General features: G+C 73.9%; 21 protein-coding genes. 10 read left to right on the top strand and 11 right to left on the bottom strand.

All coding sequences use genetic code 11. The annotated features are described in order from the left end of the window. Nucleotides 1-2: 2 nt before the first annotated feature. Genes ACGFIG_RS08215 through ACGFIG_RS08185 form a run of 7 tightly spaced genes read right to left on the bottom strand, consistent with a single transcriptional unit; the run spans nucleotide 3 to nucleotide 7,772 of the window. The gene (locus ACGFIG_RS08215) at nucleotides 3-1,334 is read right to left on the bottom strand and encodes a TrpB-like pyridoxal phosphate-dependent enzyme (RefSeq protein ID WP_393000472.1); all 1,332 of its coding nucleotides are present in this window, start codon (nucleotides 1,332-1,334) and stop codon (nucleotides 3-5) included. Further along, the gene (locus ACGFIG_RS08210; protein ID WP_393000470.1) at nucleotides 1,331-1,600 is read right to left on the bottom strand and encodes an acyl carrier protein; all 270 of its coding nucleotides are present in this window, start codon (nucleotides 1,598-1,600) and stop codon (nucleotides 1,331-1,333) included. Before ACGFIG_RS08210 ends, ACGFIG_RS08215 begins: the two co-directional genes overlap by 4 nt. Further along, a complete protein-coding gene (locus ACGFIG_RS08205; protein ID WP_393000468.1) occupies nucleotides 1,597-2,877 on the bottom strand; it encodes a glutamate-5-semialdehyde dehydrogenase in 1,281 nt (426 codons plus the stop codon). Before ACGFIG_RS08205 ends, ACGFIG_RS08210 begins: the two co-directional genes overlap by 4 nt. Continuing rightward, entirely contained in the window at nucleotides 2,874-3,614 is a 741-nt protein-coding gene (locus tag ACGFIG_RS08200; protein ID WP_393000466.1) for an SDR family NAD(P)-dependent oxidoreductase, read from the bottom strand. The genes ACGFIG_RS08205 and ACGFIG_RS08200 overlap by 4 nt, the downstream gene beginning before the upstream one ends. Beyond that, on the bottom strand, nucleotides 3,611-4,339 hold the full coding sequence (locus ACGFIG_RS08195) for an alpha/beta fold hydrolase (RefSeq protein ID WP_393000464.1): 729 nt from the start codon (nucleotides 4,337-4,339) through the stop codon (nucleotides 3,611-3,613). Before ACGFIG_RS08195 ends, ACGFIG_RS08200 begins: the two co-directional genes overlap by 4 nt. Further along, complete coding sequence (locus tag ACGFIG_RS08190) at nucleotides 4,336-7,527, bottom strand: amino acid adenylation domain-containing protein (RefSeq protein ID WP_393000462.1); 3,192 nt, start codon at nucleotides 7,525-7,527, stop codon at nucleotides 4,336-4,338. Before ACGFIG_RS08190 ends, ACGFIG_RS08195 begins: the two co-directional genes overlap by 4 nt. Further along, nucleotides 7,524-7,772 (bottom strand): acyl carrier protein, encoded by a 249-nt coding sequence (locus ACGFIG_RS08185; RefSeq protein ID WP_393000460.1) that lies wholly within the window; start codon nucleotides 7,770-7,772, stop codon nucleotides 7,524-7,526. Before ACGFIG_RS08185 ends, ACGFIG_RS08190 begins: the two co-directional genes overlap by 4 nt. Before the next feature lie 764 nt (nucleotides 7,773-8,536). On the opposite strand from ACGFIG_RS08185, the gene ACGFIG_RS08180 reads away from it, so the two are divergent. Genes ACGFIG_RS08180 through ACGFIG_RS08170 form a run of 3 tightly spaced genes read left to right on the top strand, consistent with a single transcriptional unit; the run spans nucleotide 8,537 to nucleotide 13,373 of the window. Beyond that, the gene (locus tag ACGFIG_RS08180) at nucleotides 8,537-9,907 is read left to right on the top strand and encodes an MFS transporter (protein ID WP_393000458.1); all 1,371 of its coding nucleotides are present in this window, start codon (nucleotides 8,537-8,539) and stop codon (nucleotides 9,905-9,907) included. Beyond that, nucleotides 9,904-11,457: an amino acid adenylation domain-containing protein gene (locus ACGFIG_RS08175; protein WP_393000456.1), complete on the top strand. Its 1,554-nt coding sequence runs from the start codon at nucleotides 9,904-9,906 to the stop codon at nucleotides 11,455-11,457. Before ACGFIG_RS08180 ends, ACGFIG_RS08175 begins: the two co-directional genes overlap by 4 nt. 41 nt (nucleotides 11,458-11,498) lie before the next feature. Then, nucleotides 11,499-13,373, top strand: coding sequence for a BTAD domain-containing putative transcriptional regulator (locus tag ACGFIG_RS08170; RefSeq protein ID WP_393000454.1), 1,875 nt, complete (start codon nucleotides 11,499-11,501; stop codon nucleotides 13,371-13,373). Between the two features lie 76 nt (nucleotides 13,374-13,449). On the opposite strand, the gene ACGFIG_RS08165 is transcribed toward ACGFIG_RS08170, so the two are convergent. Beyond that, nucleotides 13,450-13,845, bottom strand: a complete 396-nt coding sequence (locus ACGFIG_RS08165; protein ID WP_393000452.1) for a RidA family protein — start codon at nucleotides 13,843-13,845, stop codon at nucleotides 13,450-13,452. A gap of 252 nt (nucleotides 13,846-14,097) precedes the next feature. Continuing rightward, nucleotides 14,098-14,946, bottom strand: coding sequence for a helix-turn-helix transcriptional regulator (locus ACGFIG_RS08160; RefSeq protein WP_393000450.1), 849 nt, complete (start codon nucleotides 14,944-14,946; stop codon nucleotides 14,098-14,100). A gap of 104 nt (nucleotides 14,947-15,050) precedes the next feature. Between ACGFIG_RS08160 and ACGFIG_RS08155 the strand changes: the two genes are divergently transcribed. The 6 genes from ACGFIG_RS08155 to ACGFIG_RS08130 are packed head-to-tail and all read left to right on the top strand — an operon-like array spanning nucleotide 15,051 to nucleotide 20,657. Next, nucleotides 15,051-16,049 carry an ABC transporter substrate-binding protein gene (locus tag ACGFIG_RS08155; protein WP_393000448.1) on the top strand — a complete coding sequence of 333 codons (999 nt, stop codon included), beginning with the start codon at nucleotides 15,051-15,053 and terminating at the stop codon, nucleotides 16,047-16,049. After that, nucleotides 16,046-16,861, top strand: a complete 816-nt coding sequence (locus ACGFIG_RS08150; RefSeq protein WP_393000446.1) for a siderophore-interacting protein — start codon at nucleotides 16,046-16,048, stop codon at nucleotides 16,859-16,861. Before ACGFIG_RS08155 ends, ACGFIG_RS08150 begins: the two co-directional genes overlap by 4 nt. Further along, nucleotides 16,851-17,840, top strand: a complete 990-nt coding sequence (locus ACGFIG_RS08145) for a FecCD family ABC transporter permease (RefSeq protein ID WP_393000444.1) — start codon at nucleotides 16,851-16,853, stop codon at nucleotides 17,838-17,840. The genes ACGFIG_RS08150 and ACGFIG_RS08145 overlap by 11 nt, the downstream gene beginning before the upstream one ends. Continuing rightward, nucleotides 17,837-18,856, top strand: a complete 1,020-nt coding sequence (locus tag ACGFIG_RS08140) for a FecCD family ABC transporter permease (protein ID WP_393000442.1) — start codon at nucleotides 17,837-17,839, stop codon at nucleotides 18,854-18,856. The genes ACGFIG_RS08145 and ACGFIG_RS08140 overlap by 4 nt, the downstream gene beginning before the upstream one ends. Next, a complete protein-coding gene (locus tag ACGFIG_RS08135) occupies nucleotides 18,853-19,629 on the top strand; it encodes an ABC transporter ATP-binding protein (RefSeq protein ID WP_393000440.1) in 777 nt (258 codons plus the stop codon). The genes ACGFIG_RS08140 and ACGFIG_RS08135 overlap by 4 nt, the downstream gene beginning before the upstream one ends. Before the next feature lie 50 nt (nucleotides 19,630-19,679). Beyond that, nucleotides 19,680-20,657: a zinc-binding dehydrogenase gene (locus ACGFIG_RS08130; RefSeq protein WP_393000438.1), complete on the top strand. Its 978-nt coding sequence runs from the start codon at nucleotides 19,680-19,682 to the stop codon at nucleotides 20,655-20,657. 300 nt (nucleotides 20,658-20,957) lie between these two features. Here the strand turns inward: ACGFIG_RS08130 and ACGFIG_RS08125 are convergent, their stop codons facing one another. Further along, nucleotides 20,958-21,557 carry a ClpP family protease gene (locus ACGFIG_RS08125; protein ID WP_393000436.1) on the bottom strand — a complete coding sequence of 200 codons (600 nt, stop codon included), beginning with the start codon at nucleotides 21,555-21,557 and terminating at the stop codon, nucleotides 20,958-20,960. Between the two features lie 139 nt (nucleotides 21,558-21,696). Continuing rightward, a complete protein-coding gene (locus tag ACGFIG_RS08120; RefSeq protein ID WP_393001381.1) occupies nucleotides 21,697-22,194 on the bottom strand; it encodes a helix-turn-helix domain-containing protein in 498 nt (165 codons plus the stop codon). Nucleotides 22,195-22,424: 230 nt separating this feature from the next. Here ACGFIG_RS08120 and ACGFIG_RS08115 point away from each other — a divergent pair, with 230 nt between their 5' ends. Then, nucleotides 22,425-23,438 (top strand): potassium channel family protein, encoded by a 1,014-nt coding sequence (locus ACGFIG_RS08115; protein ID WP_393000434.1) that lies wholly within the window; start codon nucleotides 22,425-22,427, stop codon nucleotides 23,436-23,438. Nucleotides 23,439-23,468 lie beyond the last annotated feature (30 nt).

Raw genomic sequence — 23,468 nt, 5'->3', positions numbered from 1 at the left:
CTTCACGTCGGGTGGACCGCGCGGAGCGACGCCGTCGCCGCCCGCAACGCGTCCGCGTCGGCCGGCCGGTCCTCGGGCAGACCGGCGAGGAGCTTGTCGTACGCGGCCAGGTCGAGCAGGCCGTGCCCGCTGACGCAGACCAGCACCCCGTGCCGCGCCGGGTGCCCGGGTTCGCGGCCGGTCGCCACCCGGGCGGCGGCGGCCAGCGCGTGCCCCGACTCCGGCGCGGGCAGCACCAGCTCGGTCAGGGCGAACGTCCGGCCGGCGGTCAGCGCCTCCCGCTGGCCCACCGCCAGCGCCGAGATCTGCTCCCGGTGCCGCATGGCGGAGATCAGCTTCGCCGCGCCGTGGAAGCGCAGCCCGGCCGAGTGCGACGCGGGGATCGCGTACCCGCTGCCGATCGTGTACATCGGCTCCATCGGGCCGGTGCCGGTGGAGTCGGTGTGGTCGTAGGCGTACACCCCACGGGTCAGCTTCGGGGTGGCGCTGGACTCGACCGCGATCAGGTCGGCGGGCACCTCCAGCTCGCCGGCCCGCCAGGCGGCGAAGAACGGCAGGGCCAGCCCGCCGAAGTTGCTGCCGGCGCCCACACAGCCGATCACCGCGTCCACGACGGCGTCGACGGCGGCGAGCTGGTCGATCGCCTCCAGGCCGATCACCGACTGGTGCAGGATGCTGTACGTCTCGCCGCTGCCGATGCAGAAGGCCCGCTTCGGGTCCGCCCGGGCGTACTCGACGGCCTCGCCGATGGCCAGCGCGAGGCTGTTGCCCTGCCCCGGATGCTCGGCGGCGGCGCGTCCCACCCCGGTCAGCGGGCTGGGGCTGGCGTGCAGCTCCGCGCCGTAGAGGCGCATCAGGCTGCCCCGGTACGGCTTGTCGCGCAGGCTTCCGCCGACCATGAAGACGGTGCAGGCCATGCCGAATGCGGCGCACGCGGCGGCGAGGGCGCTGCCCCACTGCCCGGCGCCGGTGCCGGTGACCAGCTCCCGGAAGCCCGCGCGGTGGTAGTAGTGGGCCTGCGCCAGCGCGGTGTTGAACTTGTGGCTGCCCGAGATGTTGCCGCCCTCGTACTTGACGTAGATCGGGACGGTGGCCCCGATCTCGGCCTCGAAGCGGCGGGCCCGCCACAGCGGCGCCGGCCGGTAGGCCCGGTAGCGCTCGGCCACCGGCTCCGGGATCGGCCAGAACTCCCGGGTCGAGACGCTCTGCCGGATCAGCTCCAGAGGCAGGGTGGCGGTCACCGGGCCGTCGGTGTCCTCCGGTGTCACGTCCGCGGGCAGTTCGTAGCCGAGGTGCGGCAGGACGCTGCGCCAGGCCCGGGGTGTCTCGGTCACGGCTCCTCCTTCACCACTTCGGCGACGACGTCGACCAGGTCGGCGACGGTCGTGAAGACCCGCCCGGCGAAGATGTCGTCGGGCAGCGTCACGTCGAGTTCGTCCTCGAGGCGGACGAGCATGCCGAGGAAGCCCAGCGAGTTGACCCGCAGCAGGTCGCCGTTGAGCGGTTCGAGGTCGTCGACCGTGGCGGGGTCGACCGCGAGCCGCGACTCGCGTACGACCAGCCGTTTCACCGCATCGTTGATCAGGGCCCGGTCGGTCATGCCGCCTCCGTCCCGCCATCGCGCAGCCGGCCCCCGGCGTCGACGACCCAGCTCCAGGTCAGCAGGGCGGACAGGTTGACGGGGCCGCGTACGTGCAGCCGGCCGGTGGCGATGGACAGCTCCGGTCCCAGCCCCATCGTCGGGCCGTCGTGCAGGCGCAGGGAGCCGTTGACCACCAGCGCGGCGGCGTCCACGCCGGCCAGGAACGCGGCCACGACGGCCGGGTCGGCGGCCACCACGCCCTCGGTGTGCCGGGAACCGAAGCGGCGGATGTGGGCCACCGCCTCGTCGAGGCCGGCGACGGGCCGGATGCCGACCGCCCGTTCCAGGAACTCCCGGCCGTCGTCGGCGGCGGTCAGCTCGGCCACCGGCGCCCCGGCCGGCGCGGCGGCGGTCAGCCGGGGATCGACCCGCAGCAGCCACGGTTCGGCCAGCCCGGCGCCGGCCCACAGCAGGGCCCGGGTCAGCTCCTCGGCCACGTCCGCGTGGGCCAGCACCAGTTCGAGGGTGTTGCAGGCGGTGGGCTCGCCCAGCTTGCTGTCGAGGGCGATCCGGGCGGCCAGCTCCAGGTCGGCGCTGCGGTCGACGTAGAGGTGGTTGACCCCGCCGCCGCTGGCGATGACCGGGATGGTGGAGCTGGTCAGGCAGTAGTCGATCAGGGACGGGCTGCCCCGGGGGATGAGGACGTCGACCGCGTCGTGCCGCTTCAGCAGGGCCCGCACCAGCCGCCGGTCGGGGTCGGTGACGACCCGTACCGTGCCGGCGGGCAGCCCCGCGTCCTCCAGCGCCTGGCCGACGACGACGGCGAGGGCCCGGTTGGTGGCCGCGATCTCCGCCCCGCCGCGCAGGACGGCCACGTTGCCGACCGCCACGGGCAGCAGGGCGCCCTCCACCGTCACCGTCGGCCGCGCCTCGAAGATCATCAGAACCACGCCGAGCGGCTTGGGCAGCCGGCGTACGGTGGCGCCGTTGCCGGCGCGGTGCCCGGCGCTCGGGGCGGTCACCGCCGGCAGCGCCGCCCGGGTGCGCGCGATCAGGTCGACCAGCGCGTCGAGGTGGCTCTTGCCGAGCGCCAGGCGGTCGACCAGCTCGGGGCCGAGGCCGGCCTCGGTGCCCCGGGCCACATCGGTGGCGTTGGCCGCCAGCACGTCGGCCCAGCCGGAGGTGAGCCGGTCGGCGAGCGCCTCGCAGTACCGGTCGTAGCGTCCGTCGCCGGGCGGGGGCAGCTCGGCCCGGGCCCGCGTCGCGCCGTCCAGGATGTCGTCCACATCGGTCACCACATGAACTGCCCACCGTCCACGATCAGCTTCTGCCCGGTCAGGTATCCGCTTGCCGGCCCGACGAGGAACTCCAGTGCGTCGGCGATCTCCTCGGTGGTGCCGATGCGGCCCCGGGGGATCTCCGCGACCACCGCCGCCCGGGCGGCGGGATCGTCCAGCCGGAACCGGGTCACCAGCTCGTCGGTCTCGGTCATGCCCGGGATCAGGCAGTTGACCCTGATCCGGGGCGCCAGCTCCAGTGCCAGGCACTTGGTGAGCTGGAGCAGGCCGGCCTTGCTGGCGCAGTAGTTCGCGCCGTTGCGCCGGGGGCGGATGCCGGTGGTGGCGCCCACGTTGACGATGACGCCGTCGCCCTCGGCCGCCAGCATCGCCGGCGCGAACCCCCGGGTCAGGTGGAAGACGCCGGAAAGGTTGGTGTCCACCACCCGCCGCCAGTCCTCGGTCGACATCTCCAGGAACGGTCGGTCGATGTTGATGCCCGCGTTGTTGACCAGCACGGTCGGCGGGCCGTGCTCCGCGAGGACCGCCGCCACGGCCGCGCCCACGGCGTCGGCGTCGGCGACGTCGAGCCGGATCGGACGGAACGCGTCGCCGAGCTCCGCCGCCGCCGACGCCGCCGCGACGGCGTCACCGCGGTACGGCGCGACCACCCGGTGCCCGAGCTTCACCAGCCGGCGGCTGAAGGTGAGCCCGATGCCCCGGGTACCGCCGCTGACGACCGCCAACGGGCTCATCGCAGCACCGCCCCGGAGGCCCGGCCGAGGAACGGCGTCACCTCGTCGACCAGCTGCGGCAGGCGCTCGGGGTCGAAGACGTCGAAGTGTCCCGCGTCGAGCCGCCCGGCGCTCAGGTCCGGCGCGAGTTCCCGCCACCGGGCCTCGGCGCCGGCGCGGAACGACGCGAACTCCTCGTCGGTGCACATCAGCATCAGCACCCGGCCGGCGTAGGGCCGGTCGGCCCGGTAGTCCGCGAGGGCGGCGACCTGCGTGTCGAAGACCCGCCGGACCCGCTCGACGGTCGCCGGATCGGGACGCGGCCCGAGCATCCCGACGATGGTCTCGCGTACCCGGGCGTCCTCCTCGGCCGTGGCGCGGCGCGGCAGCGGCGACGCGTCCACCAGCACCAGGTCGGGCAGGTGCCCCCGCTCGGCCAGCCGGACGCACAGCTCCCAGGCGACCGAGCCGCCGAGGGACCAGCCGAAGACGGCCGCCGGGACCGTGCCGTCCGCGTCCAGCGCCCGCGCCGCCGCGTCGGCCATCTCGGCGATGCTGAGTTCCGGCTCCTCGTCGGGCAGCAGGCCGGCCGCGCGTACCGCCGCCACGTTGTGGGTCTTGCCGAGCGCCGCGGCGAGCCGCAGGTAGGGGTGCAGCCCGCCGCCTGCGCCCGGCAGCAGCACGCACGCCAGCCGGTCGCCGCGCCGCAGCAGGGGGACCAGTCGGCCGGGCAGTCGGGTCGTCACGGCGTCACCGCCGCGTCGCCGCCCCGCGCCGTGCGGACGAGCCCGGCCAGGGTGGCCACGGTGGGCGCGGCGAAGAAGTCGACCAGGGGTACGGCCACCCCGTAGCGCTCCTGCACCTCGGCGAGGGTGGTGAAGATGTTCAGGGAGTGGGCGCCGTACTCGATGAGCGGACGGTCCGGCCGGATGCCCTCGACGTCGAGCACCCCGCCCCACAGCCCGGCCAGCTCCCGCTCCAGCTCGTCGGCGTACGTGACCTCGGCGGTGTCGGCGCTCTGCTGCTCGACCAGCAGTTCGTCGGCGAGCCGCAGCAGCGCGTCGCGGTCGGTCTTGCCGGTCGGCGTGGTCGGGACCCGGTCGACCGGGAAGATCCACAGTGGTCGCATGTAGACCGGCAGCGCCGTGGTCAGCCGCTGGCGGACCTGCTCCGGGTCGACGGTGGAGTCCGCGTCGGAACGGACGAACAGCCCGAGTTCCCGGTCGGCGCCGGTGCCCCGGACCACCGCGACCGCCTGTCGTACGCCGTCGACCTGGTTCGCGACGGTCTCGATCTCGCCCAGCTCGATCCGGTATCCCCGGATCTTGACCTGGGTGTCCATCCGGCCCAGGAAGACCAGGTCGCCCCGGTCGTCGCGCACCACGAGGTCCCCGGTGCGGTACATGGTCCCGCCGGGGGTGCCGGAGAAGCGGTCGGGCACGAACCGCTCGGCCGTGATCTCCGGGTCGTTGATGTAGCCGTCGGCCGGGCAGTCCCCGCCCAGGAGCAGCTCACCGGCGACGCCGGGCGGGGCGAGGTGGCCGGTCGCGTCGACCACGTACGCGCGCACCCCCGGGTACGGCTGACCGATCGGCACGTGGGCCGGCCACACCACGTCCCGGTACGACAGCCGGTGCGACGTGACCGCGTGGGTCTCGGTGGGGCCGTACAGGTTGACCAGGGTGCAGTGCGGGTGGGCGAGGAAGAACTCGCGGATCTCGTCGTCGACGGTGAGCTGCTCGCCGGAGACGCACAGGTAGCGCAGCGCGGGCAGCCGGGTGCCCCGGGCGGCGGCGGTCTGCACCAGGGGACGCAGCGCCGCGACCGGCAGGTAGACGTGCGTCACCTGGGTCGTGGCGATCCGGCGGAGCACGGCGGTGAACATCCGCCGGTCGGCCGGCTCGCGGGAGACCACCGTCCCGCCGGCGGCCAGGGTCGGCAGGATCTCCTGGAAGGAGACGTCGAAGCCGAGCGGGGCGTACTGGAGGAAGCGGGTCTCGGCGTCCATGGCGAGGGCCGCGATCTGCCAGCTCGTGAGGTTGGCCAGCGGGCCGTGCCCCATCTGGACGCCCTTGGGCTGGCCCGTGGAGCCCGACGTGTACATCACGTAGATCGGGGCGGCGGGGTCGGCCAGCGGGTCGGGCACCGGCTCCGTCGTGGCGGCCAGGTCCGCCACCGCGACCGTGGGCACGTCGGGCACCAGCGCCTCGCCGACCACGAACTCGCAGCCGGCCCGCCGGACCATGTACTCCAGCCGCTCGGCGGGCAGGCCCGGGTCCAGGGGCAGGTACGCCGCGCCCCGGCGGAGGATGGCCAGGATGGCGGTCACCGTGTCGCAGAGGGTCGTCGCGGCGAGGCCCACCACGGCCCGGGGGCCGACCCCGTGCGCGGCGAGCCCGGCGCTGATCCGCTCGGCCTCGGCCAGCAGCTGACGGTAGTCGAGCTGGCGGATCGGGTCCTCGATCGCCGGGGCGTCGGGCCGCCGTCGGGCCGCCGCCGACACCCAGTCCCACGGCGTGTCGCCGGTCACCGGGCTGGTCCAGCCGTCGGAGCGGACGCTGGCCGCGGCGGAGGCGTCGCCGAAGAGGTCACCGAGCCGGCACGAGCCGTCGGAGACCGCCGCGCGTACGGCGTCGCGCAGCGAGGTGAGCAGCCCGTCGGCGACCACGGGCGCGATGAGCTGCCGGTCGTACTCGAGTTCGAGCAGCCAGCGACCGTCGACCGGGGTGGCGCCCAGCCAGAGGTCGAACTTGGCGGTGCCGTTGCCGGGCTCCAGGACCCGCAGCACGGCCCCGCCCGGCTCCGGCGTGAAGGTGTCCTGCATGGCGAGCATCGCCGAGAACAGCGGGTTGCGGTTGCTGGACCGGTCGGGCCGTACGTCGGCGACGAGGCGGTTGAAGGTGACGTCGACGTTCGCGCGGCAGAAGTCGATGGACTCCCGGACCACCTTGCCGAGATGCTCGTCGACGGTGCGGTTCCACTCCACGTCGACGGTGACCGGCAGCGTGTTGACGAAGAAGCCGCCGAGGTCGAACGCGCCGATGGTGCGGCGGGCCATGAACGGGCTGCCGACGAGGACGCTGGACACGTTGCCGTGCCGGGCCAGCACGGTGCCGTAGATGCCGGAGAAGAAGACGAACGGGGAGATCTCCAGCCGCCGGCAGGTCTCCGACAGCGCGGCCGTCTCGGCCTGGCTGAGATACCAGCTCACCCGGTCGCCGGTGAACTCCGTCTGCACGGCGCGACCGGGCAGGGGCGCCAGCACCAGGGGCGGGACCTCCCGCAGCCGGGCGGCCCACTCCCGGGACCGTTCGGCGACGCGGTCGGAGGCGGCGGTGCGGTTCTGCGCCGCCAGCTCCTTGACGAAGGCCTTCTCGCGGGCGGCCCGCCGCTGCTCGATCTCCGCCCCGGCGAGGCGCCCGGACAGCGCCTCCTGGAGGTCCCGTACCAGCGGACCCATCGACACGCCGTCGAGGATGATGTGGTGGTCGCACATGAGGACCGCCACGCGGGGCTCGTCCAGGCAGCGGACGACGGCGAACCGGTACGCGGGGCCGTTGGCCAGGTCGAACTCCGGCCGGCCGAGGCGCCGCTGGGCCGCGCCGACCGCCTCCTCGAAGTCGCGCCGGCGGGCCGTGACCCGTTCGAGCGGGAAGTCCTCCGGGCGCGGGGGCGGGGTGAGCCGGGCGTGCATCTCGGGCAGCAGCCCGAAGACCTGGCGCATGGCCGGCTGGACGGCGACCACCGTGGCGAGCGCGCGCTCGATCGTCTCGTCGGGGATCGACGGGTCGATGTCGAACCGGACGAGCTGGTTGTAGACGGCGTGCCCGGGTGAGCGTTCGTTGACGACCAGCAGCCCCTTCTGCGACTCGGTGATCGGCAGCCGCTCCGGGGCGGTCTCCGCCGCGAGCTGCGTTCCGGCCGTCGTGGTCACCGTGCGCCTCCGGTCTCGGCGCCCATGGCGCTCAGCTCGCGTAGCCACTGCTTGAGGTCGCCCACCGTGCGCAGATCCACGAGGCGGGTGGCGTCGATCTCGGCGTCGTCGTCGTTGGCCAGTTCGACGGCGAGCCGCAGCAGGGACAGCGATTCGAGGCCGGCCTCCAGCAGGGGGGTCGAGTCGTCGAAGGCCACCGACGCGTACTTCGCGATCGTCGTGTCGAGGTCAGCTGGAGTCGTCATCCCTGCTTCCCGTTCACCTGAGGTCGGCCGCGCCCGGGCGATCGGGAACCGGATGATCGCGGTCGCCGATCGAGGTGGGGGCCGACTGAATTTGCGCTTGGAAGTTCTACGGGTCCGAGCATCCCGGCCCCGATGTTCTCTCGATGTTCGCAAGATGGAATGTCGTTGGTCGCTGATTCGGGCGGCGCTGCGGGATCATCCGTATCGGGGGATGGGGCGGCACAAGAGGGGCGTTGAGCAGTGGCCGGGCGGAGGTGGCGGGCGGCAATGCCCCCGCAATCGCCGCAGATGCGGCACGGCCCGACAGAACTCTCCGGTACGCATTATTCGGGCCGTCGGCGGGGCGCGGGCCGCCCACCGGCACCGGGCGGCGGGAGCCCGGGAACCTCTCGGCGTGAGGATGGACACGCCTCTTCGGATGACCTATGGTGCAACAAGCGCAACGCAGAGTATTCCCAAAAGGTGCGAAAGGGACTTTTCCGCGATTGTTGGAGTTGCCTGTCGATGCCCGTACGCCCACACCGTCAACGCGCGGACCCCGATGACCTGCGACTCCTTGCCGCCCGTCGACCGGTCGATCGGAATTGCCGGCATGACGGAACGGATGCGCGGGATCGGTCGGCCGCCCGCCCGGTTCCACATGTCACCTAATTGACAAGCGCGGCCGGCCAAATGGTCCTTTATCGTTTGTCCGGGTGGTGTGCGCACTTCGCAGCGGAGTTCCCATTCACTTCTCTGAATTCAAGACCGTGTGAGGGATTGTCGTGGCCACAGCTCAACCCACAGTGCAGGCGGATCCGCCCGGAGCCAGGCGAAACGAATGGATTCTGGTCATCTTCACGGGCACCACGAACATCGCCGACGCGGTGGCCCGGATCGCCCTCCCGCTGCTCGCCGCGCAGATCAGTCGATCACCCGTCGTGGTCACCGCCGTCGCGGCCATCATGAGCCTGCCGTGGCTGGTGGCCGCGCTGCACGTCGGGGTCTTCGTCGACCGGATGGACCGGCGGGCCCTGCTGATGGGCGCCGAGATCGCCCGGATGCTCTCCGTCGGCGCACTCCTCGTCGCCGTGCTCGCCGCGAGCCCGACCCTGGCGCTGATCTACGCCGCCGCGTTGGTCATCGGCCTGGCCGACGTCGTGGCCGGCATCGCCGGAGCCTCCATCGTCCCGTCGGCTGTGCCGAAACACCGGTGGGAGACCGCCAACGCGCGGATCACCGCCCTGGAGTACCTGTTCAACGGCTTCGCCGGGCAGCCGATCGGCGGTTTCCTGGTGGCGATCGGATTCGGCCTGGCCCTCGGCGTCACCGGCTTCGCGTACGTGGCCGGCGCGGTCCTGCTGCTCCTGCTGGTCGGCAACTTCAAGGTGGCTGCCGCCACCCGCAAGCGTTCGGTCAACGAGGACATCCGCGAGGGCCTCCAGTTCCTCTGGCAGCACCGGCTGCTCCGGACGATGGCGCTGCTCATCGCGATCATGGCCGGCTGCTGGGCGGCGTGGCTCGCCCTCATCCCGGTCTACGCCGTCGGCGGCCCGCTCGGGCTCGACGAACGGCAGTACGGCTTCCTGCTCACCTGCCTCGGCGCGGGTGGGGTGGTCGGCACCGTCATCGTCGGGCCGGTCAACCGGTGGATCGGCCGGCGCTGGTCCATGTTCACCGACATCGTCGGCGCCTTCGCCCTCGTCGCGGCCCCCGCGCTGCTGCCCGCCGCGCCGTCCAGCGCCTGGGTCATCGGCGCCGCGGCCTTCATCGCCGGTGCCGGCGGCACGATGTGGACGGTCAACTCCCGGTTCATCACGCAGTCGCTGGTGCCGGCCGACATGCTCGGTCGGTTCAGCGCGGCGAGCCGCCTCGTGGCCTGGGGCATGACCCCGGTCGCCGCGATCCTCGCCGGCATCCTCGCCCAGGTCTTCACCTACCAGGTGGCCTTCGGCTTCTTCGCGGTGCTCTGCGTACTGCTGATCTACCCGTTCTTCAAGGTGGTCACCCGCGAGCGGATCGCGGAGGTCGACGGCCCGGCCGAGCCGGCCGCCGCCCCGGCGCCCGGCGGGGGCCCGGACGGGGACGGGGGCGCCGGCACCGCTGACGACGGCGGGGACCTGCCGGAGGCGGCGACGACCGGCGGCTCCCGGTGAACACGGGCGGCCCGACCCTCTTCCAGGGGTTCGCCGACACGGTCCGCCGGTATCCCGACGCCCCGGCCCTGCGCGTCGCCGGGCACGAGCTCACGTACGCCGAACTCCTGGACCGGGTCGAGCGGCTGGCCGGCCGGCTGGCCGACCCGCACGGCCGCCCGCCCCGGGTCGTCGGGCTCTGCGCGTCGCGCAGCCTCGCGGCGTACGTCGGCTATCTCGCCACGCTGCGCCTGGCGGCGACCGTCGTGCCGCTCAGCCCCGACGCGCCGGCGGAACGGATCCGGCGCACCTGCGCCCACGCCGGGGTGGACGCCCTGCTCGCCGACGACGCCGGCCGGCGGGTGGTCGACGAGGCGGCCGGGCCGGTCCGCGTCCTGCACCTGCCCGACACCCCCGAGCGCCGCTGGTACGACGTGCCGGCCGAGCGGTGGACGCGGGCGTACGACGGCGGCCCCGACGACGTCGCCTACACCCTGTTCACCTCCGGCTCCACCGGCACGCCCAAGGGGGTGCCGGTCCGGCACCGCAACCTGACCCCCTACCTCGCGCACTGCGTCGAGGCCTACCAGGTGGGCCCGGGCTCGCGGCTGTCGCAGACCTTCGAGCTGACCTTCGACCCGTCGGTGTTCGACATGTTCGTCGCCTGGCTGTCCGGGGCGCTGCTGGTGGTCGCCGCGCCCGGCGACACCCTGGCCCCCGTCCGCTACGTCAACGACAACGGGATCACCCACTGGTTCTCCGTACCGTCGGTGGTCTCCCTGGCCCGCCGCCTGCGCGGCCTGCGGCCCGGGAGCATGCCGGGCCTGCGGTGGAGCCTCTTCGCCGGCGAGCAGCTCACGATCGCCCAGGCGCGGGCGTGGGCGGACGCCGCGCCGCACAGCACCGTGGAGAACCTGTACGGGCCGACCGAACTCACCGTCACCTGCACCCGCTACCGGCTCCCCGCCGATCCGGCGCGATGGCCCCGCACCAGCAACGACACCGTGCCGATCGGGCGGATCCACCCGCACCTGGAGGGGGTCCTGCTGGCGGCCGACGGGACCGCCGGCGACGACGGCGAGCTCTGCGTACGGGGCAGCCAGCGGTTCGACGGCTACCTCGACCCCGCGCAGAACCACGGCCGGTTCGTCGACCACGACGGCCGCCGGACGACTCCGGTCGACGGCCTGCCCGGCCCGGCGAGCTGGTACCGGACGGGGGACCGGGTCCGCCGGGAGGACGGCGAACTGGTCCACCTGGGCCGGCTCGACGACCAGGTCAAGATCCACGGATACCGGATCGAGCTGGGCGAGATCGAGTCCGTCCTGCGCCGGCATCCGGGGGTGCACGACGTCGTCGTCCTGGCGCTGCCCACCGGCGCCGGGGAGGTCGAGCTGCACGCGCTCTACACCTGCGACACGGTGGCGGAGCCGGCGTTGGCCGCGCTGGTGGCCGACCACCTGCCGCCCTACATGGCGCCGGCGCGCTACCACCGGGTCGAGTTCTTCCCGGTCAACGCCAACGGCAAGGTCGACCGCCGGCGGCTCGCAGCCGACGTCGGGCTGGTCTGAGCGGCAGCGACACCCACCACGCTCACGAATCGAGAGCAGAGATGCCCATCCCGCGGCAAGCGCCACCCGCCCGCCTGCGTTTCCGGTTGATGGGGCCGGTGGAGTTCCACGACGGCGTCCAGTGGCGCGGGATCGGCTCGGCGAAACAGCGCGCCCTGCTGGCGATGCTGCTGCTCAAGGCCGACCAGGTGGTGTCGCTCGAACAGCTGGTCGCCGAACTCTGGGACGACCACCCGCCGGCCTCGGCCAGCGGCCTGGTCGCCGGGTACGCGTGGCGGCTGCGCCGTGCCCTCGACGACCGCGACGGTCAGGTACTGACCACCCGCAGCCCCGGCTACCGGCTGGTGGTCGCCCCCGAGACGATCGACATCGGCGAGTGCGAACGGCTGATCCGGCAGGCCCACGCCGATCTCGCGGCCGGCCTGCCGGAGGCCGCGGTGGAGGGGTTCGACGCGGCGCTGGCGCTGTGGCGCGGCGTGCCGCTGGCGGACGTCCGGCCGACTCCGCTGGTGATGGCCGAGGTGGCCCGGCTGGAGGAGACCCGGATCGCGACGGTCGAGGCCCGCATCGGCGCCGAACTGGAGCTGGGCCGGCACAGCATGCTGCTGCCGGAACTCAAGGTGCTCGTCAGCCAGCACCCCCTGCGGGAGCGCCTGCACGCCCACCTGATGACCGCCCTGTACCGCGACGGACAGCAGGCGGTCGCCCTGGGCGCGTACCGGGACCTGCGGCGGCTGCTGGTCGACGAGTTGGGCATCGAACCCAGCGAGTCGCTACGGGAGCTGGAACAGCGGATCCTGCGCAACGACCCGTCGCTGCGGCTGCACCACCCGGGGGCCCGTCCGCCCGCCCGGGTCGCCACGCCGAGCCCGCCGGCCGCCCGGTTCCCCGCCGACCCGGTGACCCTGCACGGGCGGGACTCCGAGCTGGCGCGCCTCGTCGACGGGGTGCGGTCCGGGCGGCTGTGCGTGGTCCAGGGCCTGGCCGGCGCCGGGAAGACCGCCCTGGCCGTACGCGCCGCCCACGCGCTGGCCGCGGAGTACCCGGGCGGGCCGGTGTTCGTACCCATGGGCGGCGGGACGTCCGACGGCCCGGCGGAAGCCGTCCGGGCGGTGCGCGTCCTGGCCGAGGCGCTCGGGCTGCCGTCGCCGACGGGCGACCACTCCGCGTCGGGCTGGTCGACCCTGCTGACCGGCCGCCGGGTCCTGGTCGTCCTCGACGACGTGGCGACCGCCGCGCAGGTACGCGTCCTCGGGCCGGTGCCCGCCGGCAGCGCCCTGATCGTCACCTCGCGGTCCGGGATGACCGCCCTCGACGGCGCCGCCCGGGTCCCGGTCGCTTCGCTGGACACCGACGACGCGCTCGACCTGCTCCGCTACCACCTCGGCGCCGAGCGGGTGGACGCCGAGCCCGAGGCGGCGCGGACGCTCGTGCGGCGCTGCGACGCGCTGCCCCTGGCCCTGCGGATCGCGGCCGCCCGGCTGGCGACCCGGCAGAACTGGTCCCTCGCCGCCTTCGCCGACCGGCTGGCCGATCCCGCCGGCCGCCTCGACGCCCTGGCCTGCGAGTCGATGGCGATGCGGGACTGCCTCGCGGGCGCGGTGCGGGTGCTGGCCCGGTACGGCGACGGCGACGGGCTGGGGCTGCGGACGCTGCGCCTGCTCGGCCGGCTGGACCGGGGCACCGTCAGCGTGTCGAACCTCGCCGCCCTGTCCGGCCAGCCGCCGGCCGCCGCCGAGGTCGCCGCCGAACGCCTGGTCGACGCGGGGCTCGCCGAGGCACTGCCGGACGGCCGCTACCGCATCCCCGAACTCGTCCGGGCCCATGTGCGCGAGCTGGGCCGCAGCCCGGAGTGCGACCAGGTCGTCGGCCTGAACGCCCAGCGTCGCACCACGACCGCCCGGCCGCGCGGGTGAACCGGCGCGCGGTGGCCCGGGCGGCCAGCGTTTCCCAGCAGGCGCGCCGGGTGGGGGCCCGGATGTCGGTCGCCGGTCAGGCGACGGCGATCGCCTCGATCTCGATGATCCACTCCGGGTCGAAGATCCCGGTGACGATCACCGTCAGGGCCGGGCGGTGCGCGCCGAGCACCTCGTTGCGCACCTTGGTGTTGACGTCGGCGTGCCGGCGGTCGGCCAGGAAGGTGGTGACCTTGACCAGGTTGTCGACGCCCATACCGGCGTCGGCGAGGACGGCCCGGATGTTGTCCCAGACCACTCGGCACTGGCCCTCGGGGCTGGTCGGGACGTGACCGTCCCGGGTCTGGGGGATCTGCCCGCTGATGAACAGCATCCGTCCGGCGGTCTGGACCTCCAGCGCGTTGTGGTAACCGCCCGTGGCCTCCGGCACCGACTCGGGGTTGATCGGCCTCATCTGCATGGTCTCGATCACGGTGAAGTCCTTCCGATTGTCCGGGGGAATCCGGATTACGGACTGTGACCCTAGTCTAAAGGTCGTCCCGGGGTCCCGATCCCGGTCGGACGGGGATCGCGTCGTTCTGGCACCTTCCGAGTACCCGGACCGGGGCCCGGCCCAACCCTCCCCGGCGCGGGGAGCCGCCGCCGTGTGGACCCGCCGGGGTGTGGACCCGCCGCCGTGTGGACCCGCCGGGGTGTGGACCCGCCGCCGTGTGGAGCGGGCGGGCTACGGGCGGGCGGCTGCCCGGAACACGTCGGCGGTGTGCCGCATCGCGGCGGCGCGGCCCGGCGTGTAGCCGTACTCCCGGGCGAAGGCGGCGATGAAGGCGGACGGGCTGGCGTAGCCGATGCGGTGGGCGACCTCGCCCACGGGCCGGGTCTCCAGCAGCGCCAGCGAGGCGCGCAGGCGCAGCTTCGTCCGCCACTGCGAGTACGACATGCCGAACTCGCGGGTGAAGTCGCGTTGCAGGGTCTTGACGCTGACGTGCAGGCGTTCGGCCCATTCGGCGAGGCCGGTGGTGTCACCGGGGTCGTGGGCCAGCGCCATCGCGACCGTCACCGCGACGCCGGGACGGCCGGCCGGCCGGTCGTCGACCGGGTGGGGCGGGGCACCGATCCCGGCCATGATGCGGCCGCGGGCGTCGAGGGCGTGCCGCTCGTCGTAGCCGGGTTCGGTGAGCGCGACGATGAGCCGTGCCGCCTCGGCGTCGATGGCGGCGGCGCAGGCCCGCAGCCCGTCGAGGGCGGCGGGCACCTCGCGCAGGCAGATCCGGTAGACGGTCTGCCGGTCCGCCGCGTGCACCTCGTGGGTGACCGCCCGGTGGGCCCAGAACACCTCGTCGGGCCCGATGAAGCTGGTGTGCCGGCCGTGCCGGGCGGAGAGCAGGCCGTCGGGCGACCAGTAGAGCTGGTGCAGGAAGTCCTGCCGGTTCTCGCCGAGCGCCAGGCGGGTCACCGAGCGGTATCTCAGGACGAGGATGCCGTCGACCCGACCGAGGTTGTAGGCGAACTCCTCGCAGCTGACGGGATCCGCCGCGTGGGAGTCCGCAACGGTGACCTGACCTCTCCCCGACATGGGTTGACCTCTCGTCGACATCCCGGAAACCTTGGTAAGGCTAGCCTAAGCTTCGCAGCCCAGCGGGGCTGCCACCCCCTTGAAGCCCCTCGAAGGAACAGTAGATGTCCGTACGACAGCACTGGCGTCTGGCCGCCGCCGCCCTGGCTCTCGCCGTGGTCACCGGTTGCGGCTCCGACGGCGCCGAAACCGCGACGTCCGACGGCGCCTCCGACACCCGCGTCTTCTCCGCCGACAACGGCGAGATCACCATCCCGGTCGACCCCGAGCGCGTCGTCGCCACCGGATACGCGGTGCCGGTCCTCATCGAGGCGGACGCGGCCCTGGTGGGAATCTCCACCTGGAAGCGCGGCCTGGCGATGATGACCGAGCAGGACCGGGCCACCTACGACCAGCTGCCCAAGGTGGCCGGCGAGGCGGCTGCCGAGACCAACTACGAGGCCGTCGCCGCCGCCAAGCCGGACCTCATCGTGATCGGGGTGCCGAAGCCGGCCCTCGCCAGCCTCGACATGAAGCGGCTGGAGAGCATCGCGCCCGTCGTCGCGATCGGCCCCACCACGCCCGACGCCTGGCGCGAGCTGTCCCGCCGGCAGTCCGACGCCGCCGGCCGCAGCGCGAACTTCCAGGCGGCCAAGGACGCGTACGACAAGAAGGCCGGGGAGCTGAAGGCCAAGTACGGCACCGCCCTCGCCGGGTGGAAGTTCGGGCACGTGGGCAGCTACGGCGAGATCTCCAAGGGCACCTTCCACCGCGAGTTCGCCGGCTCGTGGGGCACCAACATCGCCCAGGACGCGGGCGTGACCTACTACGGCGAGGTCAAGGAGAAGGGCGGGGGCGGGCGCGACGTCACCGAGTACCCGGCGATCGAGGAACTGCCGGAGAGCCTCGGCGAGGCCGACGCCATCACGTACACGCTCCAGCCCGACGGCACTCCCGCCGAGGCCGTGAAGCAGGTGCTCGACTCCGCGCTGTGGAAGAACCTGCCTGCGGTCAAGGCCGGCCGGGTGTTCCCGTTGCAGTACACGGAGGCGGCGACGTACGAGTCGGCCCTGAAGACCCTCGACTCCATCGACAAGGCGTTCGCGCCGCTGCTCACACCATGACCGTCGACCGCCACGATCCGGCGGGCCGGGTCGCCGCCCACCACCGCGGGGGCAGCGGCACGGCCCGGATCGGCTACCCCATCGGCGTACGGCGCGTCCGGGTCGTCGCCCGGCGGCAGCTGACGCCGCGCATGCTGCGGCTGACCCTCGGCGGCCCGGCTCTCGCCGACTTCCACACCTACCAGGCGGACGACCACGTCAAGATCGTCTTTCCCGACCCGGACGGCACCCGGCGCGACCCCGTCCCCGACGGGCAGGGCATGCTCGACTGGCCCCGCCCGCTGCCGACCACCCGCAAGTACACGGTGCGCCGCTACGACCCCGTGACCCACGAGATCGACCTGGACTTCGTGCTGCACGAGGGCGGCGTCGCCTCGACGTGGGTGGCCGGGGCGGCGGTCGGCGACGAGGTGACGATCGCGGGCCCGCCCGGGGCGAAGGCGTTCCCGCACACGTACGACCACTACGTCTTCGCCGTCGACGCCACGGCCCTGCCGGCCGCCGCCCGGTGGCTGGGGGAAGCGCCGGCCGACGTGTCGGCGCACCTGGTGGTCGAGGTCGACGACGCCGCCGACCGGGACTACCCGCTGGCGGCGCGCGACGGGGTGGCGGTGACGTGGCTGGTACGCGAGGGCCCCGGCTCGACGCTCGCGGAGGAGGTCCGATCACTGCGCCTGCCGGCCGGGCGGACGTTCCTCTTCGCCGCCGGCGAGGCGACCGACATCAGGCCCCTGCGCGCCTGGAGCCGGGACCGTCTCGACTCGCTCATCACCGGGTACTGGAAACGCGGGATCGCCGGGCTTGAAGACTGACCTGCCCCGACGGGCGTCGCTCCTGCTCGTGTCCGCCGCGCTGCTCGTCGTCGCGGCGGGCGCGAGCATGGCCGTGGGGGCGCGCCCCGTCGCGCCCGCCGAGGTGTGGCGGGCGCTCACCGACTTCGCGGGCACCACCGACCACCTCGTCGTACGCGACATCCGGCTGCCCCGCACGCTCCTCGGCGTCTGCGTCGGCGCCGCCCTCGGCGCGGCCGGCGTGCTGATCCAGACGCTGACCCGCAACCCGCTGGCCGAGCCCGGGATCCTCGGCGTGACCGCCGGGGCCGGCTTCGCGATCAACCTGGGTGTCCTGGCGGGCGTTGCCGGCTCGCAGGCCGGTCAGCTCGGGCTCGCCGTGGTCGGCTCCGCCCTCGCGGCGGTCGCGGTCTACGCCGTCGGGCGGGCCTCGCCGCTGCGACTCGTCCTGGCCGGCGTGGCGCTGAGCTGGGTCCTGATGGGCGTCTCGCTCGGCCTGCGGCTGACCTTCCCCGACGTCTTCGACCGGTACCGGTTCTGGTCGGTGGGGGCGATGGCCGGCACGGAGCAGACCCCGTTGGCGCTGCCGGTGCTGGTGACCGTGGTCGGCCTGGTCGCCGCGATGCTCGCGGCCCGGCCGCTGAACGCGCTGGCACTGGGCGAGGACGTCGCCCACGCGCTCGGCGCCCACGTGACGAGGATCCGGGTCACCGTCCTGGTGCTCGTCACCCTGCTCACCGGCGTCGCCACGGCCGTCGCCGGGCCGATCGCGTTCGTCGGCCTGATGGTGCCGCACCTGGCCCGGCGGCTGGCGGCCGACTCGATTCCCTGGATCATGGCGTACTCGATGCTCCTCGGTCCGTGCCTGCTGCTCGCCGCCGACGTCGGGTCGCGGATCCTGCTGCCCACGGGCGAGGTGCCGGTGTCCATCGTGACGGCGTTCCTGGGCGCTCCCGTGCTGATCTGGGCCGTCCGTCGGTACGGGGCGGCGGCGCTGTGAGCACGCTGACGCTGCGGGCGGGCCGGTTCGTGGCCGAGGTCGAACGACGTACGGCCGTCGTGACGGCGGCGCTCGTCGCGGTCGCCGCGGGCCTCGCCCTGCTGGGGCTCTGCCAGGGGCAGGACTGGGCCACCCCGGCGGAGGTGTTCACCGCGCTGACCCGGGGCGGCGAGTCCGCGTTCGTGATCCGGGAATGGCGGCTGCCCCGGGTGGCCGCGGCGCTGGTCTTCGGCGCCTCCCTCGGGCTCGCCGGGGCGGTCTTCCAGAACCTGACCCGCAACCCGCTGGGCAGCCCGGACGTCATCGGCCTCGACGCGGGCGCGTACACCGGCGCACTGGTGGCGATCACGGTGCTGAACGGCACCGCCGGGCAGCTCGCGGCGGGCTCGGTGGCCGGCGGCCTGCTGGCCGCGGGGGTCATCTACGTGCTGTCGCTGGACTCCGGGCTCAGCGGCCTCCGGCTGATCGTCGTCGGGATCGCCGTCAACGCGATGCTGACGGCGCTCAACTCCTGGATCGTCCTGCGGGCCGAGATCGACGTGGCGCTCGCGGCGACCGGTTGGAACGCCGGCTCGCTCAACGGCGTCGACTGGGCCGAGGTCCGCCTCCCGTTCGCCGTCATCGGCCTGTTCGTGCTCCTGCTCGTCGTGATCTCCCACGACATGCACCAGGCGGCGCTGGGCGACGAGGTCGCCCGCACCACCGGCGTACGCCTGGGTCGGCTCCGGCTGCTGATGGTGCTGGCCGGCGTCGGCTGCACCGCGACCGTGACGGCGGTCGCCGGGCCGGTGGTGTTCATCGCGCTCGCCGCACCGCAGATCGGCCGGCGGCTCGCGCGGGCCGCCGGGGTGCCCCTGGTGCCGGCGGCGCTGACCGGCGCGGTGCTGCTGCTGGCCGCCGACCTCGTCGCGCAGGTGCTGCTGGCACCGGTCGCGCTGCCGGTCGGCGTGGTCACCACGGCCGTCGGCGGCTGCTATCTCATCTGGCTGCTCGGCATGGAGGTGAAACGACGGTGACCAGCCGCCTGACCGCGGAGGACGTCACGCTCGGCTACGGCGAGCGGGTGGTGTCGACGCGGGTGAGCCTGGCCGTGCCGGACGGCGCGTTCACGGCGATCGTGGGGCCCAACGCGTGCGGAAAGTCGACGCTGCTGAAGGCGTTCGTCCGGCTGCTCACGCCGTCGTCGGGCACGGTACGCCTCGACGGCCGGGACGTCGCCGGGCACCGGCCGAAGTTGTTCGCGCGTCAGGTCGGGTTCCTGCCCCAGGGCCTCGTCGCGCCGGAGAACATCGTCGTCCGGCGGCTCGTCGCCCGGGGCCGGTACCCGCACCAGTCCCTGCTCGCCACCGGGTCGGCCGCCGACGAGGAGGCCGTCCGGGCGGCCATGGCGGTGGCCGGCGTCACGGACCTCGCCGAGCGGCCGGTCGAGGAACTCTCCGGGGGCCAGCGGCAACGGGTCTGGATCGCCATGGTGCTGGCGCAGGAGACGCCGTACCTGCTGCTCGACGAGCCCACGACCTTCCTCGACATCACCCACCAGTACGAGCTGCTGGCGCTCTTCGCGCGGCTGCGCGACGAGGGCCGCACGATCGTCGCCGTCCTGCACGACATCAACCAGGCGTGCCGCTTCGCCGACCACATCGTGGCGATGAAGGACGGCCGGGTCGTCGCGCAGGGGCCACCGGCCGACGTGGTGGACGCCGACCTGATGCGGGAGGTGTTCGGCCTGCCGAGCGTGGTGATGCCGAACCCGGTCACCGGGACCCCGATGGTGGTGCCGACCGTCTGACCCGCTGGCGGGGTTGACCTCAATCCCCGTTGAGGTTGTCGGATGGTGGCATGCGTGCGATTCGGCTCCACGAGTTCGGTGCCCCCGGAAACCTGCTCCTCGACGACCTGCCCGACCTGTCGCCCGGCCCCGGCCAGGTCAGGATCGCGGTGTCGGCCAGCGGCGTGCACCTGCTCGACACGACCCTGCGCCGGGGTGAGGCGGGCGGCCCGCTCCCGCTGCCCGAGCTGCCCACCATCCCCGGCCGGGAGGTTGCCGGCGTCGTCGACGAGCTGGGCGAGGGCGTGGACGAGGCGTGGCGCGGGCGGCGGGTCGTCGCGCACCTGGGCATGGTTCCGGGCGGGTACGCCGAGCAGGCGGTCACCGGCGTCGGGTCGCTGTACGACGTACCGCCGGGGCTGAGCGACGCCGAGGCGGTGGCAGCGGTCGGCACGGGCCGGACCGCCCTCGGGGTCTTCGAGCTGGAACGGCCGGCGGCGGACGACGTCGTCTTCGTGCCGTCGGCGGCCGGCGGGGTCGGCTGGCTGCTGGCGCAGGCCGCGCGGACGACCGGCGCGACCGTGGTGGTGGCGGCGGGCGGCGCCGGGCGGACGGCGAAGCTCGGCGAGTTGGGCGTGGACCTGGTGGTGGACTACGGCCGCCCGGACTGGGCCGAGACGGTGCGGCAGCGGGTCGGCGGCCTGAGCCTCGTGTACGACGGGGTGGGCGGCGCGGTGGGCCGGACCGCCCTGGAGCTGACGGGTCCGGGCGGCCGGTTCATGATGTTCGGCTGGTCGGCGGGCGAGGCGACCCGGGTCGGCACCGACGACGTCGTCGCCCGGGGCCTGACGGTGGGCTGGCTGGGGCAGCGGATGCGGGCCCTGCCCGGCGGCATCCCGGCACTGGCCGGCCGGTCGCTGGAGCTGGCCGGGCAGGGCTGGTGGCGCCCCCTGGTCTCGACCTATCCGCTGGCCGACGCCGCCGTCGCGCACGCCGACCTGGAAACTCGCCGGGCGCTCGGCAAGGTCGTGCTGACCGTGCCACGCTGACTCCGGGCACGACCGCGCCGGCCCGGAGCCACCACGCCGACCAACCGGGCGCCGGATGTAACGACATTCGTGTGCAAGACGCTGTGCCCTGCGGTCCACGCGGATTCCCAGCGGCGGGAATAGGCTCCGCGTATCGACGGCCAGCACCATCGGCCATCGCGTACCGGAGGTCGGACGCGGATCGAGGGGGCGCGTCCGGCGCCGGTGTCGCTCGTCGCGACCGTGCCGGAGAATCCCGTGGTGTCGCCCCTGCCCGGCGAGCTGACGGGGCCGGGCCGCCCCCGTCGCGGCCCGGGTCCGTCAGTTCGCCGGGAGCTGCTCGGCCCGCGTCACCACCCGGTCGATGAGGCCGTACTCGCGGGCCTCCTCGGCGGTGAACCACCGGTCGCGGTCCCAGTCCCGCTGGATCTCCTCCAGGCTGCGCCCGCTGTGCCGGGCGATCAGCTCCTGCATGGTCCGCTTGACGTGCAGCATGTTCTCCGCCTGGATGGTGATGTCCGCGGCGGTGCCGCCCATCCCGCCCGAGGGCTGGTGCATCATGATCCGCGAGTGGGGCAGCGCGTAGCGCTTGCCGGCGGTGCCCGCGCAGAGCAGGAACTGCCCCATCGAGCCGGCGAAGCCCAGCGCCACCGTGGCCACGTCGTTGCGGACGAACCGCATCGTGTCGTAGACGGCCATGCCCGCGCTCACCGAGCCGCCCGGCGAGTTGATGTAGAGCACGATGTCCCGCTCCGGGTCCTCGGCGGCGAGCAGCAGCATCTGGGCGCAGATCTGGTTCGCCGAGGCGTCGGTCACCTCGGTGCCCAAAAAGATGATCCGCTCCTTCAGCAGCCGCTCGAACACCTGGTCACCGAAGGACGGCTGTCCACCGTCCAGCATCCGTACGTCGAGACCGATCATCGCGCCCGCCCTTTCCGACAGCGCCGGCGGGCGACCGGAGGGCGCCCGGGGGACCGGCCCCTCCAGCCTGCGTGGAGCGGGGCGCGTGGAGCCAACCATTCTGCCGGCGGCAGATCAGCCGACGGCAGAACCGGCCGGCCTAGACGACGGTCAATGCCCGCGCGCCGACCCGGGCCCGCCCGCAGCCGAGCGCGACGCGGGTACGCGGGCCGGGGCGGGCCGGCGCGGCGGAGGCGGACCGTCCGACCCGGAGGGTCGGGCCGCCCGTACGGGGGCCGAGGTGCAGCAGCGGGCCACCGGCCCGGGGACCGCCCCGCGCGACCGGGGCGACGGCGCCCGGCCGGCCGGCCTCCGCCCGCTCCAGCCAGGTCAGGCCGGCCCGGGGCGCGGCCGGGATGCGCGGCTCGACCCGGCGCAGGTCGTCGCGCGCCTCCTCCAGGAGGTCGGACAGGCGGATGCCGAGGGCCCGGCAGATCGCCGCGAGCACCTCCGAGGAGGCCTCCTTGCGACCGCGTTCGACCTCCGACAGGTAGGGCACCGACACCCCGGCGGCCTCGGCCACCTCGCGCAGCGTGCGGCCCTGCCGCAGCCGCAACCGGCGCAGCACCCCGCCGATCACTCGTCGCAGCAACGACATGCGGGCCTCGCTCTCGGGCTCGTCGTCCACGGAACATCCCCATCATGCCCTTTGCCGGGCGTGCGGGTCGTCCCGTCGTGCCCGGAGCCGGGAACCATCGGCCCGGACGTCCACTTCGTGGCGATCGGTCCGGACCGCCACCCCAGGGTGACGACCTCGCCGTGCGAGATCCGCGCAGGCCGCTATGTTGTGGTCGTGCAGGCGACGACAGGGCGGGGGCGGGCCCTCACGTGATCCATTTCCCCGCGCAGCGACGGGGCCCCCTGAGCGCGCTGAGTCTCCGGCTTGCCGCCGCCATCGGTCTGGTCTTCGCCACCGTCGGGGTGGTCTACCTCGACCGGGACGGCTACCGCGACGTCAACGAGGACGGCCTGACCCTGCTCGACTCCTTCTACTACGCGGTGGTCACCCTCTCGACCACGGGCTACGGGGACATCACGCCGGTGAGCCAGACCGCCCGGCTGATCAACGTCGTCTACATCACGCCGGCCCGGGTGATCTTCCTGATCATCCTGGTCGGCACCACCCTGGAAGTGCTGACCGAGCAGTACCGCACCGGGCGTCGCCTGTCGCGGTGGAGGAGAGCCGTGAAGGACCACGTCATCATCTGCGGCTACGGCACGAAGGGCCGCAGCGCGGTCTCCGCCCTACTGGAGAACGGGCTCGACAAGTCCCGGATCGTGGTGGTGGAGCGCAGCGGCCCGGCGCTGCGGCAGGCCACCTCGGCCGGCCTGGTGGCGATCGAGGGCTCGGCGACCCGCTCGTCGGTGCTCAACGAGGCGCACGTACGCAACGCCAAGGCGGTGATCATCGCGACGGACAGCGACGACGCCTCGGTCCTGGTGGCGTTGACCGTACGGCAGCTCACCGCCGGCCAGGTGCGGATCATCGCCGCCGCCCGGGAGGCGGAGAACGCCCCGCTGCTCAAGCAGAGCGGGGCCCACCACGTGATCGTCTCCTCGGCCACCGCCGGCCGGCTGCTGGGTCTGTCCACCTCGGCGCCGCCGCTGATCGACGTGGTCGAGGACCTGCTCACCCCCGGCCAGGGCATGGCGCTGGCGATGCGTTCCGCCGAGCGCTCCGAGGTGGGCCGCTCCCCCCGCGAGCTGGACTCGCTGGTCATCGCCCTGGTCCGGCGGGGCAAGGTGGTCACCCTGGCCGACCAGGCCGGCGCGGTCATCGAGACCGGCGACATGCTGGTGCACGTACGCGACGACCGGCCCCAGGCCACCGCCACGCCCTGACCCACTTCGCGGCACAGGGCCCGTCACCAG

The sequence above is a fragment of the Micromonospora sp. NPDC049048 genome, from assembly GCF_043197615.1.
GTDB lineage: Bacteria > Actinomycetota > Actinomycetes > Mycobacteriales > Micromonosporaceae > Micromonospora.
Note: the sequence above shows the minus strand (reverse complement) of the source record. Positions and strands in the feature narration are given on the sequence as shown.

What these genes read in the sequence shown, in the direction of transcription:
- ACGFIG_RS08210 (WP_393000470.1), bottom strand. Translation starts at nt 1,600, where the DNA reads ATGACCGACCGGGCCCTGATCAACGATGCGGTGAAACGGCTGGTCGTA.
- ACGFIG_RS08200 (WP_393000466.1), bottom strand. Translation starts at nt 3,614, where the DNA reads ATGAGCCCGTTGGCGGTCGTCAGCGGCGGTACCCGGGGCATCGGGCTC.
- ACGFIG_RS08185 (WP_393000460.1), bottom strand. Translation starts at nt 7,772, where the DNA reads ATGACGACTCCAGCTGACCTCGACACGACGATCGCGAAGTACGCGTCG.
- ACGFIG_RS08170 (WP_393000454.1), top strand. Translation starts at nt 11,499, where the DNA reads ATGCCCATCCCGCGGCAAGCGCCACCCGCCCGCCTGCGTTTCCGGTTG.
- ACGFIG_RS08160 (WP_393000450.1), bottom strand. Translation starts at nt 14,946, where the DNA reads ATGTCGGGGAGAGGTCAGGTCACCGTTGCGGACTCCCACGCGGCGGAT.
- ACGFIG_RS08155 (WP_393000448.1), top strand. Translation starts at nt 15,051, where the DNA reads ATGTCCGTACGACAGCACTGGCGTCTGGCCGCCGCCGCCCTGGCTCTC.
- ACGFIG_RS08150 (WP_393000446.1), top strand. Translation starts at nt 16,046, where the DNA reads ATGACCGTCGACCGCCACGATCCGGCGGGCCGGGTCGCCGCCCACCAC.
- ACGFIG_RS08130 (WP_393000438.1), top strand. Translation starts at nt 19,680, where the DNA reads ATGCGTGCGATTCGGCTCCACGAGTTCGGTGCCCCCGGAAACCTGCTC.
- ACGFIG_RS08125 (WP_393000436.1), bottom strand. Translation starts at nt 21,557, where the DNA reads ATGATCGGTCTCGACGTACGGATGCTGGACGGTGGACAGCCGTCCTTC.
- ACGFIG_RS08120 (WP_393001381.1), bottom strand. Translation starts at nt 22,194, where the DNA reads ATGTCGTTGCTGCGACGAGTGATCGGCGGGGTGCTGCGCCGGTTGCGG.